Origin of the sequence: cyanobacterium endosymbiont of Epithemia clementina EcSB (genome assembly GCF_029919255.1) — a bacterium.
Lineage (GTDB): Bacteria > Cyanobacteriota > Cyanobacteriia > Cyanobacteriales > Microcystaceae > Rippkaea.
Window position 1 is genome coordinate 1,461,820 of record NZ_CP123991.1, and the last position, 16,493, is coordinate 1,478,312.

The window sequence follows — 16,493 nt, forward strand, 5'->3', positions numbered from 1 at the left end:
CAATTGCTCTGTCCCCATCCTAAATTTATAGCTTATCTATGAAATTATTTAGCAATACTCCTATTCGACGCTACACTCCTCCTACTTGTACTCTGGAATTATGGGACAAACGCTCTTGTTTATCTCGTTGGCGAGAAGAAGCTTCCCCAAAAGAGTTAAACTTTGTGCTAAATTTCGATGATCCTAAACTCTTAGAAGAACAACAAGTAACGCTTCAGGGAGATCTCTCTCAATTGGAGATTTTATGTGATGTGGTTGCTTGTTATGTCCAAAATCTCCTCTATCAAACCGTTAATTGTTTGACTATTACTCATCAGTCTTCCTTTGAAGACACAACCTGTTCGGCTAAACTCTCTTCTTCAACCTCTTCAAGTGAGGAAATAATAGATGAGCTCAATTTACCTCCCTCACTACAGCCCAAAGGATTTTTAAGCCATCAGCTTAATTTAGGTTCCCTAGAAGCTAGAGCCTCCCATCCCTCCGTTAGTTTGACTTCTTCCCAGCTTTTTGATCTGCTTAACGCTTTAGAAGATTATCAAGAGGATTTGACTGTCTTATCTTTTTCGAAAAATTCTATTCAACGTCAGGGAATTTGGGTGTGGACATGGACAGCAGTAGTTGCCTTATTGGCTATTGCTATTCCAATGGTGGGACCAAAATGGTTCGATAGACTAAATCCTGGTGATGTGTCCTTAATTCAAAATAAAGAAAGTCCAGAACAAATGTTATCTTTTTTAGATGTGTTGCCTCCTGTACCACCTCCACCTAGCGCACCTATTCCTTCTCCATCAATGCCTCCAATGTTGGCCACGAAAGATCCTTTACCACCCCCCGAAAAGATTAGCATAGCAGCCCCACCTCCTCGTAATCTATCTGTTGATATAAAACCTCCCACTCCTCCAATGTTGTCAGTTCCTTCTGTATTACCCTTTGCTTCTCCACAAGCCTCAACAGCTAATAACTACTATCAAGTCCCTAATCAGCCTTCGGCTGAAGATATCCTAACCCTTCAAGGATCAAGAATCCCTGGCCCTGGGATCATGCCTTCTTCTCCTTTAACGATGGCTGACCGTATTGGTGCTATTCCTAGTATTCCTATCCCACCATCCCTACAAGCTGAGGCGTTAGTAGAGCGATCTCCTGAAAAACAAACCCCCAAAACCCCTATTGTTAACCCTTTGTCCGAAGATTATATCTTCGCTAAACCAACTCCCCAGACAACTCTTCTTGATGCCATCCCTCAAGTAGCAGAAGCTCGTCAGTATTTTCAGCAACGCTGGCAACCACCTAGAAATCTTTCTCAAACTCTAGAGTATCGCTTAATAGTTCAGTCTGATGGTTCCTTGAAACGGGCGGTTCCTTTGGGAAAAGCAGCTATTGTGTATTATGAGAAAGCATTCATTCCTACTCCTGGTAGTGCCTTTGTTTCATCCCTCGATATGTCGGAGAATCAAACTATTCGCTTAGTGTTAAGTCCTAATGGTAGGGTTAAAACCTTTTTGGAGTAGTAGGAAAAAACTTTTTGTATTTCCGATTTAGAGAAAAATTTAATTAACTGAATTATCCAAAATTTTTATCAAAAAATTAGCCTTTTTTTCTAAAATAGAACGACTAATACATTTCTTATACTCATACATAAACCTATTTAGTTAATTGATTAAATTATTAAAAATAAGTTTTTTTTCTTATTTAGTACTCGCTTTTTTCAAAGTACTTCTAATTTACCAAAGAAATCATTATAAATCTTGTAGTAGCAAAAATAATATCATTTCTTTGATATTTCTGATATGTGCAATCGCTATATGTATAATTTTTTTTAAAAAATATACATTTCATGAAGACTAATCTGCTAAGTTAGAGATAAATTTGAGTGATTTTAGACAGATTTAATTATCTAAGATTTTTTATTGAATGTTGAATTAAATTAAATAAAATTATAGAAAGTTGAAAGTGAGGAAGATAATCACTCTATGTTCTGAATTAACTAGAATAAAAAATTATTTGTTACATAAAAAAGTGATTGTTTGTGATACTAACTCAGTACATATAAGTGTTTTTTTAAATGGATGGAAAAATAAATAGAAAAATAGTTATATATCTTTCTATAATATTTACTTTATAAGTAAATATTATAGAAAGATATTGGCATCAGATAAAAAATTATAAAATTTACGAAGTAATTTCTTGATATAAATATAATTTGGCTAATTTAGTTAAATAAAGTCGTTATTAAGCAACAAAGTAGTTGTTCTGAAAAACATCACTTCAACCCTAATTGTTTAAATATAGAGATACAAAATAATTTAATTATTAAAAATTAATGTATAGTTATTTACTTAAAAATGCTATTATTTATAGTTCCAATGCCTTGGAAAGAGATAAAATTGGGGTTGTTGCCATCAGCTTAGATCTGGAGTCGCTAGAAGACAATTAGAATTTATGTCAAGAAGGTTCAAACACCTTGGTTGAAGTCTTTGGAAAAGATATGGTAATTTTCAATAGAGTTAATGTCATTATTTTGATTAAAGACAATTTTTTATTTGACAGCTAATTCAATTCATTGAGGTTCCACTAAACCTGGATTAGGCTAATAATATCCTGAAGGTGTTTAGCTGAGATAAGTTAGTTGTACTATCTAACTAGAAACGGGAGTACTTCAAAAATAAATATTAATACTTCCGGATAAGCTTTACAGGAATTCTTTTAGAGAATAGTTTACATATAAAGTTCATCAGGAGCATTAACGATGATTATTCAAATAGAAAAACTGTATTACACTTCTTAAAAAGACTGGATGCTAGAAGAAAAAGCTACAGATTAAGATAAACATTGAGATAGAAAAAATATACTCATGACAGTACGAACAACCAACCACAATCAGATTGTGATCAATTTCTTTCGCAAACTCCCTTTGACAATTCAAGTTGGGATTGTCATATCTATAAATCAATGACATTGATTTATAGATGCCTCAATATTGCATTTACATTCATCTTGACGTGATGGTGAGTAATAGTTCAGATGATCTTAAAATTTCGTTTCAAGATTCGTATCAAAGAGCAAATTTTAAGCTCAAAAAAAAACAAGCTTAAAAGTGAAAGATAAAATTAATCAATATTGAAAATTGATATACATAAAACTCCTGGAATTTATAAAGAATGGTTAACTCATTCCATTAACAGTTCAAAAATTTTTCTCTGCTCAAAAGTAGGTGGTGGCTCAATTATAGGTTCATTTTGTCTCTGTTAGAGACTTACCTTTTTTAAATGACTACGTGGGTCATATACACGACTAGCACTAATTTTTTGATAAAGTTCTCGTTCCGTTTCTGTTAGGCTTTGAGGCGTATCAATCACAATTTTGACTAGTTGGTCTCCTCGTCCATCTTTAGGATTGACCCAACCCTTACCCCGAAGGCGCAAAGATTGACCCGAACGAATTCCTGGGGGAACTCTTACTGTTACTATTCCATCGGGGGTAGGAACTTCAATAGAAGCACCTAAGATAGCTTCATCAGGAGTAATAGGAACTTCACAGATTAGATGCTCTCCTTCAAATTGAAAAAACGAATGGGATATTAATTCAATTTTGAGATATAAATCTCCCCGTTGCTGATTATAGGGATTAATAGAACCCTTGCCTCGGACTCTTACCCGACTCCCTGTTTTTGCTCCAGCTGGAATGCGAACATCAAGAACTTCATTGCCTAAATTAAGGCGTTTTTGTACACCTCTAAAAGCTTCAGAAAAAGTTAAACGTAGGGTTGCCGTTCGATCAGTCGCAGGGGGTTGATTCCCAAAACCGCCTATATCAGAAAAGCCACTAAAATCACCATATTCAGGCTGTCTTCCAGTGGTAGTTCGATAACTGTAACCTCCTGTTGTTGGTCCATTAGTTGAGCCAAAACGACCTAATAATTCATTAATAAATTCATCAAAATTACCATATTGGCTAAAATTAAAACCGCTAACGTCAACACCACTCTGACCATTAGGCCAACTACCTTGATTAGCCTGTTGCCAATATTGACCAAATTGATCATATTTCTGACGTTTTTCCTGATCTGATAGGATTTCGTAAGCTTCGCTAATTTCTTTGAATTTTTCTTCCGCTTGTTGATTGGCAGGATTTCTGTCAGGATGATATTTCACAGCTAACTTACGGAAGGCTTTTTTAATTTCTTCTCCGCTAGCGTTTTTATTAACTCCTAAGATGGCGTAATAATCTTTGTAGTCAGTTGAAGCCATTAACAGAAACCTCCTAGCTGGTAACAAAAAACGATTTGAAATTTAACTTGAATAATTGTATCCTTCTAAATCTAGGTTAACAAAGCCGTCAAGCCTATTTTGTTCGGTTTTCCCTGATATATGAGAGAGGATTTTCCCTACCATCACTTTCGAGCAAGTCCATCTTCTAGGACAGGAGGGGTATTATATGGTATACACTAACATTTCTACAACAATCTGGGTTGAAGTCGAGCGGTCAAAACCGCTATTGCTCTTTAAACAGAGTTCAAAAAGTATATTCTATCAAATTTCTACCGTACCGTACTATTGAATTCTACCTCACAGGTAAATTTTATGGCTTCTTTGCGTTGTTTTCGGACAGAATTGATAGCATCATAAACAGCCATAGCAATATATTATTAACACAACTTTTTTCAGTTACTGTTTAATTTTTAGCAAAATTAAACAGTAACTTTGGGTATTGGAGTTTCTTAACAATTTGACCCTACTAATATGAGTTGAAATAGTTAATATGTTAGGATATTAACTATTTCAATTGTTTAAATAGTGTTGATTTTTTGCTTTCTGAGAGTCCAATCAGCAAAATAAGTTTAGATTAATTAAATTAATCTACATTGTCTAGTTTGTAAGTGATTGTTTTTAGATATTTAAATGTAATTTAGCTTACTTACTTTTTTTCTGGAGTTGACGCTAGAGGAGTAATAGAGTGTATAAATTTGGGGAGGAAATTTTTAACCACTTGCCATACTTAATGAAGACTTACTTTGTTGTAATCACAAACTAAGTAAGTCTAGTATTCTAGCAATTTGTCTACACTGTAGTTATTGATAGAGTTCACAGAATGGATAATTTTCAAGAATTCTACCGAACTTAGGCTTGTAAAAATATACTGAATTTTAATCTACTAATTTTTAGTAAAAATTTTGATAATAAAAAAATATTAAAAGCTCAAACAATAATTGATTAGTTGTTTCAGAAAATCAATAACAATAATTTTGCGTAATAGGTTTGCGTAAGTTTATCACAAAGCTCACTTTTTTTCAAAAAAATTAATTTTTATATCTGCGAGAGCCCACTATAAAATGTAGATCAAGTATATATCAAGGCAAGAATAGAGTATATCTATACATCTTAATATACTAAAAACAGAGACAGTTGACATGACGAATCCTACTTAATATTTTCTTTTCAAACAGTTTCTAAGATTAATACCCAGTTTATTGTTAAAATCTAATAAAAGGCACTAAGCGTTGAACTTATTTCTATATTAATTTCTAAAAAAAAAATACTTAGGTATATTTTTCTATGTTAAATTGATATCTGGAACCTAAAATTAAATAAAACTGTGTGAGGACGAATCTGTGAGACAAGTACAGTGGAACCCTCTTAGCCTTTATTGTTTTTCCTTAGTATCAACTTTGTTGATTTATTGGTTAATTTCTGGAAAGTCCGATAAAATTGCCCAATATACTATTTTTCCTAAGCCTTTGCCTGTCGAGGCTTCTGATGAATTTCAACAAGGACAAGAAATTTATCTTAATGGGAAACTATTTAACATTCCTTGGAGCCAGTGGAATCAGGATAACGATCAACGGATAGGAATCAGTGACATTGGAGCGATGAATTTATTAGGGGTAGAACTTCTGAGCACGAGCGAACCTAATTTACAGCCTCTTAGATGGTTTTCTACCGATTCTCGCCAGTTTTTTCCTATTCCAGCACGATTTATTGCTCCCTATCGATATTTAGACGTAACTGACTTAATGAAATTAGCGGGAGGGACTTTGCAAGTTAGGGGTAACTTCCTAGAGATTACCTTGCCACCAGCACGCATTGGTGATGTACGTGAAGGAAGCCACACTTGGGGTAAGCGCATTGTGGTAGATGTTGATCGTCCGACCGTTTGGCAGGTTAGTCAAGCTAAAGGAAAAGGGGTGGTGATGATTTTAGGGAGTACTAATATCTCTCCTTCTGATCAAACGCAAACTAGACTACCCATAACTCCTAGAACCTGGAGTGCTCCTGATGAAGATGATCTCGGTGGCTATATTTCTACCCCCATCAATTCTCAGCTATTTTCTCTAGAAAACAGTGAGAAACTCACAAAAGTCCACATAAATTTACCCACAGCCCACAGTTTAAATGTTTTTAGTATTTCTAACCCCCATCGTATCGTCATCGATGTCCGTCCTGACGCCAAGATACCAAGGCAAATTGCTTGGACAAAGGATATTGTTTGGCGACAACAGTTAGTTAAACTACGGAAAGATATTTTTCCGGTTAACTGGTTAGAGATAAACGCGAGATCATCTAAAATCGCCCTAAGACCTATCACCACACATTCTAACCGACAAGAAGGGACGGCTCCCTTAGTGACCATGGCTAGGGAGTGGAAAGCCTCAGCAGCCATCAATGGAGGTTTTTTTAACCGCAATAATAAGTTACCCCTAGGGGCAATTAGATCACATACTCGTTGGTTATCCAGTCCTATTCTAGGTCGGGGAGTAATTGCCTGGAATGATCAAGGACAAATAAAAATGGGTCGTCTCAGTCTTCGAGAGACTTTAGTCACTAGCAAAGGACAACGCATTCCTGTCCTGTTTCTCAACAGTGGTTATGTCCAAGCAGGAATAGCTCGTTACACCCCCGAATGGGGACCTAAATATATCCCTATGTCAGATAAGGAAACAGTTATCCTCATACAAAATAATAGAGTGACTGATCAAATAAAAGCCAGAAAGGCAGGTGAAACTTCCTTTCTTATCCCGCCCAACGGCTACTTGTTGACCATTCGTAAAAATTCTGTCTCTACCGCTGCGTTGCAACTAGGAACGGAAGTTCGGCTTGAAAACACCACGGTTCCTGCCGATTTTAATACCTATCCTAATATGCTTGGGGCAGGTCCATTGTTAATTAGTAATAATCGTATCGTGATTAACGGAACTTTGGAAAATTTTAGCAAGGAATTTCAGCAACAAAAAGCCTCTCGTAGTGCTATTGGCGTAACAGACCAGGGAAAAATTATGTTAGTTGCAGTTCATAACCGTATTGGGGGACGGGGAGCAAGTTTGGGAGAAATGGCACAAATTATGCAACAGTTAGGGGCGGTCAATGCGTTAAACCTGGATGGAGGAAGTTCAACTTCTTTAAGTTTAGGAGGACAATTAATTGATCGTTCTCCTGTTACCGCAGCAAAGGTTCATAATGGGATAGGAGTTTTTGTGAATCCATAGTTTATAGCCGTCGAAAGAGTTATGGTATGTGATAATCATGGAGGTATAAGGCCTACGTCCTAATAAATTTTAAAATCGGTATATACAAAGACCTCACATATCGCGTAAATATTAGTGTTATTTTTTTTTAAAAAATTAATTTAGAAGAAACTTAAGAAGGGAATATATTATATTTTCAAGTATGGTGCAGAATTCTAGTCAACAAAGAAGATAACTTATCTAAAATTTAGAAAAAAGAGTAAAATTATACGCTGAAAAAGATGATAAAAAGATGGAAATAGTTCTCACTCTATAAAAAGAGTAAATGACAATGATTATTGGTTTTATAAAACAAACAGAAAGTTACAATCTATTTCCAGTTTTCTGTTTTCTTATCCTAAGATGTTGATTTTGCATAAAAGGTTTGGTAGAACCAAAATCACTGAATATAAGAGTTTACTAAAACTTTTTATTTATATAAATAAAAAGAGATATCAAGGATAATATATTGGAGTATTTTAGAATTTAGTGAATAGTAAATTCTCTAAAATATCAAAGATAATTCTGGTAAAGTCTTAAGTTCAGAACTGTTAGCCAATTATACTTAATAAGTCTACAAACTAATCTAGCCTTCCACTGCATAACTTTTTAGAAGTATCGAATAAATCATCTCCAGATCAATCAACAGTTAAAGAACTTCTTTTAATATTTGTCTATTCTACAGCAGGAGCACAAATAAGTAAAATTAAAAGTGATAAATTTTCTAGATGTTCATTTCCACAGAGTGCTTCATTACTTGCGGAAACTATTTGACCGTCTTTAGTTACAGAATTGTAGCTATGATTTTCGTGTAAATGTGATCTAGAAATCAAACATTTAGAATCGATAAAGCAATCGCTATATATTGGACTAACTTAAAAACTACTCAATAGTAACTAATTTTATTAATAAATACAATTAGAAAATTAAATTTTAGTTAAAATTTTGTAAGTAGTCGAACATAAATAATTTTATGTTATTATCATTTAATATGATATCAATTTATCAAAATAAATAGTGTATAAATAACATATTTTTTATTCTTAATCGAATAAAATTTAAACTTTTATATTTAGTCCTTAGTTAATTAACTTACTAGGAGTTCTTAGTTGGTAATAATAAGTATATTTACTTCTAAACTCTTTTTTTATGAGTAAATTTTAATAGCTTTTATCCACTGCTATCACTAGTCTATATTTATTTTATTTATTCTTTAATATTTGTCATAAAAATCGTTATATTTGAAAAATAACAACATTTTTATTGTCTTAAATCTTTTAAAGAATTAGTCAATATTTGAGCTATATTTCTAATTTTTAGATAGTATATATGTTCAACTTACTCCATTTCCTCTAGGTCTATTTAGTACTGTATTATTACCCGCTTTTAGACCAACTAAAAGTACTGGACTACTAGAGATAAAAGCTTGATCTATCTAAATATTTTAAACAGATTTTCCTAGAGCTTTACAGAGTGTCTTATACTTACCTCCGTATAAGTTACTCATAAGCAAATAATCCAAGCATTTATTAGTAGAAATTAATGTTTTTTTTGATAGATATATTTTCTTTGCCCCAATATTTTTTAAATTAAACTTTATGGTTTAATTAAACCGTATCTTTATTTAAGAACAAGTTTGTAGTCATCTGTGTTATTTAGAATTAACTTAAAAGCGAATAATCAACCGCAATCGTTTTTAGTCAAATAAAGTTTAAATCTCTAGTACCATACTACAGAATTTTGAGAACTTCTAACTAAGCCTTTAAAATTTAGTGTGTTTCACTGAAAGGCTTATAACAGACTTATATAGAAATATAATCGATGAAACTAATTCTTGTATTTTCTCCTGTGGAAGTCTATAAAAAAATGAGAATACTGTTCAAATTTTTGATATAGGTAATCTAGACAACAAAATATTTCGATAAAATTGAGAGCAGATTTTACATCTATGGAATTAGATCTCAATAAATGTTGTTTTTAACATAAAACTGCTGCTTTTCTTTCTATCCATAACTTTCAGTTGAATTCAGATTCCATTAAATTTAGCTCTGGACTCTAATTTTATAGAAAAAAATAGATATAACTTTTTTTCCTATTATTAATATTTAGCTTTAACTAGACTGCTTGTATGTCTTGAGTTATTATCAAAACGATCAGCGTATCTATTTCTTTGTCTTTACAGTATTTTTGATACTATCTATTTCTAAATCTAAACTCTCTATATTTTTTTATTTTTTAATTTCATATAAAACAGATTAAGTCTTGTTCTTGTCTTTTTTAAAAACTTAGATAATTATTTACTATTAATAAATTTTCTTATCCTTTGGTGACATTTTTTCGATATATTTTATGTCTTCTTTCTTCTAAGTTTCTTTGCTTCCACTCACTGGAAAAATCTACAATTACTTTTTTCCTTGAATAATCTATCTAAAAATTGTTTGCTAAATTGTATTTTCTGAAATTTATACAAAAATTTTTTTAAAAAACTCACTATTTAATTGGATTTTAAGAAACAATTTCTATTGTTGTTCTGTATGAAGTTTTTGGGTTACTAGTTAACTTTAAGAAAATCAGTGAAGTTTTTAGTATAGATTGGCATATAGCAATTACTCTTTATTTAACTACTTTTTTATTTTATATTTATTTACTTAGCTCTGTATCTTTGTTTTTTAACAAACTTTTTTAATTTGACTTAATTTAAATAAAGTAGTTGTGTACTAAAAATTGAAAAACAACCTCGAACAAAGAGGTGACGATAACATTAGTTAATCAAAGTCTTTACTACCAACTAAAATAACGCATTTTTTGTCTATTTGCGCCCAATAACTTACTCAAAAGTTTTTGAGAGTGATCTTTAAAAAAAGTCCTTCTCAATCAACCCTAACTATTTCAATAATAAATGGCCTATTTGCCTTTCAAACGCCGTAATTCTTCTTGTAAAAGATCTACTTGATCTCGCAGTTCATCTATATTGTCAGACTTTGAGGTTTTAGCGGTCTCTTCCTCTTCAGTAATGATTTCAATTAATCGAGGTTCCTTATCGGAAGGAGATTGAGATGAATCTTCTGTCTTTTTCTGAGCTTGCTGTACCAAATCATCAACATACTTACGGGCTTCTTCGGCGGTTATCTCTCCTCGCGCCACCATTTTATCGGCTACTTTTTGGGCTTGTTCCTCCAACTCAGTTAGAGCTATACGAGCTTTCTCATTTGCATAAGACGCTAGACCTATTCCCAGATAAAACGCTTTTTGAACTAAACTACTAAGATCAGCCATGATTGAAAATTCTGTCCTCATAACTTAAGCAACATTCTCATCTCTCAGTATAGTCATGTCTCGACTGAATGAATCCTAGCAAAGATAATTTGCTCTCAAGTGAGGATTTTAAGGACAGACTATGAAGTCATCAGAATTCACAATAACTATCTACTTTTACAATTATTAACTTCTATAACAAAACTTGTTAAGCACTATTTCTAGTTTAGACAGATTAAATTGATCGCCTCCTTGAAGATAAAAGTACATTATTACTATGCTTTTCGTAACGCTCGTAGAAATTTAGGAGAAAAACTTTGGTTTTAAAAGTAGCTGTTGTTTGGTCAGGAGCGGCTGGGTCTTTTGCAACTGAAACATTAGCAAAAGCTGGAATAGAAACCTATTTATTTAAGCGTCAATTGGACAAAGCTAAATTCTTCGGTGGAGCTGTTCTCTTATTGCATAGTAGACGAATTTGAGCTATTGCCGGAAATTATTGACCATCGAGTGAGAAGAATAAAAATGATCTCCCCGTCTTAATGTTACTGTCGATATCAATACTGAACGGGATAATGAATATATTGAGAAGTGTCGTCGGAAAATTCTCGACGGGTTCTTACCCGACCGGACTGCATCATCGGGGGTGAATTGGATTAACAGAACTGTCTATCAACTCGATTTTCCTACCACACCGATGCTTCTATTTTTCACTATGCTGACCACTCTAACGGCAATATTCAAGGGAAAAAGATCGATTTAGTGATTGATGCTGATGGGACTAACTTCTACACCAATCGCTAAATCGATTGATGTGGGAGATTATAATCATGTAATCGCCTTTCAATGACGCATTCGTCTCCCCAAAAATAAAATAGCTTACTACGAAGATCTCGCTTAGATGTTTATATTTATAACAATACCCTGACTTCTACGCTGGGGGTTTCCCTAAATACGACCATATGGAGGTAGATACAGGGACGATGAAGGTTAATAAGTCTTTTATTAAGGATTGGCCGGTATTCGTCAGCGTGTTTCTCTTCACTTAGAAGGAGACAAAATTATCAAAGTCGAAGCCCATCTCATATCTGAATCTCCTCGTCCTCGTCGGGTTGTAGATTTTGTGGCTTTAGTAGATGATGCTGCAGAAACTGCTAATAAATCTTCTAGAGAAGGTATTTATTCTGCTGCTAAATCTGCACTTATGTGTGCCAAAATTTTTGTAAAAGTGAGTAATGTGAGTTAACACATTTTTACCAAAGATGAGTGAAAATCTATCTCAAACAGTGGAACAAGAAGTGTGACATAATCTACTTTGTTTTTGGTATTCTGCAACTGGTCTTCTACCGTTTAGATACATTACGCGAGGCTTTTCTAGAAATTTGTGCTGATAAAGACGTTTGGCGTATAACTTTTGATAGTTATCTCTACAAAACTATCGTTTTTGACACTTTTTATTTTCCAGTGAACGACGATAAAAGTCGAGTCCATCAATAAAAAATATTTAAGAGTTTACAACCGTCGACCCCTATACAATCACTTAACCTATATTCTTAGTTCTGATTATCTCGCATTAACCTAACAAACTTCTCGAATAAATAATCTGCATCGTGGGGTCCAGGACTTGCTTCAGGATGGTATTGAACCGAGAAAAAAGGTAAAGTTTTATGGGATAAACCTGCTACAGTCCGATCATTCAAATTAAGATGAGTAATTTCTACATCAACATCTAAGGACTTTTCTGCCACTGCAAAACCATGATTTTGACTTGTAATCTCTACCTGTTGATTTAATCCACAAGGTTGATTTAATCCCCGATGACCAAACTTTAATTTAAAGGTTTCTGCTCCCAAAGATAATCCTAAAATTTGGTGTCCCATACAAATTCCAAAAGTAGGTATCTTTGTTTTAATTAATGCTTTGGTAACTTCGATTCCTTCTCCAACTGCTGAGGGATCACCAGGCCCATTAGACAAGAAAATTCCGTCAGGATTATACTTTAAAATCTCTTCAGGAGGCGTATCGGCTGGAACTACAATAACCCGACAACCATAACTAGCTAAACGACGGAGAATATTCCGTTTGATCCCAAAATCAATCGCTACTACCGTTAAAGTACTTTTTGAAATTTCTTTATTACTCAGACGAAACTCCCAAATGGGATCAGTCGGAATAGACCACTCATAAACCTCTTTGGTGGTCACTTCCTTGACTAAATTTAAACCAGCCATACTAGGAGTTAATTGAGCCTGACGTAGTAATTCTGTCGGTTCTAGGATTTCTGTAGAGATTGCCCCATTCATCGTTCCTACTGAACGAATTTTACGAGTTAGGGCACGAGTATCAATGCCATAGATTCCAATAATTTTGTGGCGATTTAAATAATCAGGGAGAGATTCAGTAGATCGCCAGTTACTCGGACGATAGGTTATATTACGCGCAATAACTCCTTTAACCTGTGGACAAGAGGATTCCTCATCATCAGGGTTAGTCCCCGTATTCCCCAACTCAGGGTAAGTAAAGGTGACGATTTGACCGCAGTAACTCGGATCGGTCAAAACCTCTTGATAGCCAGTCATTCCTGTGTTAAAAACGACCTCTCCTAAAGTAGTTCCCTTTGCTCCAAATGACCATCCCTCAAAAGAAGTTCCATCGACTAACATCAATAATGCTGGTGTCGTCTTTGCTATTGCCATAATCATTAAATTTTTGATACTGAAAATAGGTGAAACTCAACGGTGAGAGATAAACTGGATCAGGCAATATAATGCTTGACTATCTAGTCATCTGTTGAGACACACCCATCCCTAGGTTACAACCGATGATCTTACCAGATGTGATTCGGCGTGTTAGGGTGAAGTCAAACTGCCAAGAAGGTAGCTAGAATCCTATGAGTCCCAAGAAACTAAACGACGACGATAAGCAAGAAATTCTTAAGCTTTATCGCCAAACACCAGAAACTACATCCACCTTGGCTGATCGTTACGGGGTCAGTAGCTCTACTATTAGCCGTTTTCTAAAAAGTTATCTATCAGAGTCAGAGTATGAAGAGTTAATTCAACAAAAACGTTTAGCACGGACGGCTAAGTCAGAGTTATCATCTACACAAACTTACGCTAAACCTGTGTTGATGATATCAGAATGTCAATCAGAGTCTCAAACTCCCAAAACTGATAGTAAGCTTGTACTGGTAACCTCAAAGAGTCAATTAGAGTTATCTTCAACCGAAACTAGTACCAAACAGCCCCCCATCTTAGTAAAGGATCAGTTATCAAGATATATTCAACATTCAGACGAAGAGGACGAAGAAGACGATCTTGAAGTAGTCGATGTTATTGCCCTTGGAGAAATGATTGGGGAGGATTTATCGGATGGGATTGATGATGATGAAGATTTAGAGGATGACGATTGGGATGAGGGAGAAGAAGAGAATTATGATCAATCTTTAGCTCAAGATGGAGATGTTCAAGTCCTACCCTTATCATCTGCTATTTTTCCTAAAACCTGTTATTTAGTGATTGATCGCTCGGCTGAATTAATTGCTCGTCCTCTCAAAGAATTTGCTCATTTAGGTCAAATTCCAGCCGAAGAAGTACAACAAAAAACTTTACCAGTATTTGATAATCATCAAGGAGCGCGTCGCTTTTCTAACCGCTCCCAACGAGTGATTAAAGTTCCTGATGGTCGTCTTCTTTACAAGAGTTGCTCCCATTTATACGCTAAAGGAATTACTCGTTTGTTGATGGACGGACAACTCTATTCCATAGGCTCTAATCTTTGACCATTAAGCCAATATTAATATTTATGAATTCATTAATTCTCTCAATTTTTTTTGCCGAAAAAATACTATTATTTAAATAATAGTATCTGCTACTTTCAAAAACAGTGATTATATTGAACCGTAGAGTTAAGCAGTAAAATGCCAGCTAAAAAAAACCAGGAGTTGAAAAGTGACGAAGTTTCTGAGCCCATAAGCTCTCTCTTAAATTAACTTCAATTTATTCTCAATACCTTCTACTGTTCTTTATAGATAGTAATTTCTTAAATCTAACATCTGATTACCCTACAGACTACAGATTTTTGAATAGAATGAATAAGTTTTTTGAATCAAAATAGCCAATAAAAATAATCCTAATACTCAGTTTTATTTTTATTGGAAATCTTTAAAAGTTTTCTCTTAACTGGTGTATTTTTATTGAGAGTACCGGTGATTTAATTATACACCTAGTTTAATTTAGCTTTTTGTTTTTTACTTAAATCTTTCATGTAACTCTGACATAATTTTTAAAAAACTAGTATGTTCAAGCTGTTTAGCTTTTGGTTCTCGTTTCAGTATCTAAGTTTTTTATTCGTAATTATTAACCTAAATCTTTTATAAGTATTTCTATTTATTGTTTACTTACTCCATTTCTTTTTGTTGTTTAATACTTAATATTACTACTTAAAAATAATTTTATTATTCTTGTCTTAAATATTTAAGAATATGTTTTTTAAACTTTTTAAGTTAGCTTAATTATCCTATAAATATGTTCTCATAGTTAATTTATTATTCTGATGAAGTTTCCTTGTGGTCTAATTAGAATAGATACAAGTTGTTGTTTGATCTACTTTTCGACAAATAAAACTATTAACATCTTATGTAAAATAAAAAAACGGTAATATTAAGTTTTTCTGAATTAAAAAATATATTTATAAGGATTATTTAATAGTTATATGTTATTAATATAGATTCAGTTAAAATATTTAGCTTATTCAAATAAATTTTGAATAAAAAATCTGCTCTAATGACAATTAGACTATTAGAGTTTTTAATAAACTTATTATAAAGGATCAAACTTTATCCTTAATTAGATAAGACTAAATTGAATGAAGTAGCAGGTTAAATAAGTAATTTTTTATTAATTTTATAGTGACCTATTGGTCAAATATGAAATTCTATAAAATTAGACTTTACATTGACTGTGATGTCCTCATTAATTGGATATTGTCTTTGATAAAGATATAAAAATTCTAATTATATAGAGAGTTTTTCTTAAAAAGACTGTATTTTTGCCAGTTTAATTAGAAATTAGATCACCTCTATAATTAAGCTTGCTCTATAGAGCAAGCTTAATTAATGGTCGTAGGTAGCTAAGAGACTTAAATATTTATATTAGTAAAATGTACTTAAATCTAATTTAGCTAATCGAGTTTATTGTCATTAAATTCAGTCTAAATTCCTAGAAAATTATTCATATTTATTAATGTAATTCGTTTGCTTAGTTGTTATAAATAAAGAAATTAATAATTTAATACTATCGATCTCAAAAGCCAAAATTTATTAAAGTCAATACATATCTAGATTAATTTAACTGGGACTAATCTAATGGGCACTAATTTAAGCAGAGACGATGGTTTTAAATAAATAAATATTGATAGTGTAAGCTTGAATTTGGCTGATTTAAATCTATACAAAAACGAGGAAAACTCGGTTAAAAAATAGTGACTTAACTAAAGGGATCTAATGGATACCTTCATGGTCAGAACTAGTCTTGCTTAAGCAAAATTTAGTGGGGCGACTAACCCGGGAAATATTTCCATTAACCCCAGATAATAAATTAACTTACTTAATAAATTCTAAACAACCATTCTTCGTCAAAAATGATAACGAGAAAAACACTAAGACTGCTGGAGTGTAGACAATTGCAATATAATTGCTCACCATAAATCCCTGCTGTTGTGTTGTGCATCCCCGGACTAAGAT

6 protein-coding genes and 1 pseudogene are annotated in these 16,493 nt (G+C 33.2%); 4 read left to right on the top strand and 3 right to left on the bottom strand.

Annotation, left to right across the window (positions count from 1 at the left end; translation table 11 throughout):
- The first annotated feature begins 38 nt into the window (after positions 1–38).
- Positions 39–1,508 (top strand): DUF4335 domain-containing protein, encoded by a 1,470-nt coding sequence (locus P3F56_RS04785; protein WP_281153622.1) that lies wholly within the window; start codon positions 39–41, stop codon positions 1,506–1,508.
- A gap of 1,737 nt (positions 1,509–3,245) precedes the next feature.
- On the opposite strand, the gene P3F56_RS04790 is transcribed toward P3F56_RS04785, so the two are convergent.
- Positions 3,246–4,247, bottom strand: coding sequence for a J domain-containing protein (locus P3F56_RS04790; protein WP_281153623.1), 1,002 nt, complete (start codon positions 4,245–4,247; stop codon positions 3,246–3,248).
- Between the two features lie 1,361 nt (positions 4,248–5,608).
- On the opposite strand from P3F56_RS04790, the gene P3F56_RS04795 reads away from it, so the two are divergent.
- Positions 5,609–7,480: a phosphodiester glycosidase family protein gene (locus tag P3F56_RS04795; RefSeq protein WP_281153624.1), complete on the top strand. Its 1,872-nt coding sequence runs from the start codon at positions 5,609–5,611 to the stop codon at positions 7,478–7,480.
- A gap of 2,922 nt (positions 7,481–10,402) precedes the next feature.
- Here P3F56_RS04795 and P3F56_RS04800 read toward each other — a convergent pair.
- Positions 10,403–10,774, bottom strand: coding sequence for a phasin family protein (locus tag P3F56_RS04800; RefSeq protein ID WP_281153724.1), 372 nt, complete (start codon positions 10,772–10,774; stop codon positions 10,403–10,405).
- 296 nt (positions 10,775–11,070) lie between these two features.
- Here P3F56_RS04800 and P3F56_RS04805 point away from each other — a divergent pair.
- Positions 11,071–12,193 (top strand): annotated as a pseudogene (locus tag P3F56_RS04805) (geranylgeranyl reductase); the annotation flags it as partial.
- A gap of 110 nt (positions 12,194–12,303) precedes the next feature.
- Here P3F56_RS04805 and carA read toward each other — a convergent pair.
- The gene (gene carA / locus P3F56_RS04810) at positions 12,304–13,446 is read right to left on the bottom strand and encodes a glutamine-hydrolyzing carbamoyl-phosphate synthase small subunit (protein WP_281153625.1); all 1,143 of its coding nucleotides are present in this window, start codon (positions 13,444–13,446) and stop codon (positions 12,304–12,306) included.
- A gap of 194 nt (positions 13,447–13,640) precedes the next feature.
- Between carA and P3F56_RS04815 the strand changes: the two genes are divergently transcribed.
- Positions 13,641–14,531, top strand: coding sequence for a helix-turn-helix domain-containing protein (locus tag P3F56_RS04815; protein WP_281153626.1), 891 nt, complete (start codon positions 13,641–13,643; stop codon positions 14,529–14,531).
- The last annotated feature ends 1,962 nt before the right edge of the window (positions 14,532–16,493 follow it).

Coding starts and splice junctions, on each gene's coding strand:
- P3F56_RS04785 (WP_281153622.1), top strand. CDS start 39: ATGAAATTATTTAGCAATACTCCTATTCGACGCTACACTCCTCCTACT.
- P3F56_RS04790 (WP_281153623.1), bottom strand. CDS start 4,247: ATGGCTTCAACTGACTACAAAGATTATTACGCCATCTTAGGAGTTAAT.
- P3F56_RS04800 (WP_281153724.1), bottom strand. CDS start 10,774: ATGGCTGATCTTAGTAGTTTAGTTCAAAAAGCGTTTTATCTGGGAATA.
- carA (WP_281153625.1), bottom strand. CDS start 13,446: ATGGCAATAGCAAAGACGACACCAGCATTATTGATGTTAGTCGATGGA.
- P3F56_RS04815 (WP_281153626.1), top strand. CDS start 13,641: ATGAGTCCCAAGAAACTAAACGACGACGATAAGCAAGAAATTCTTAAG.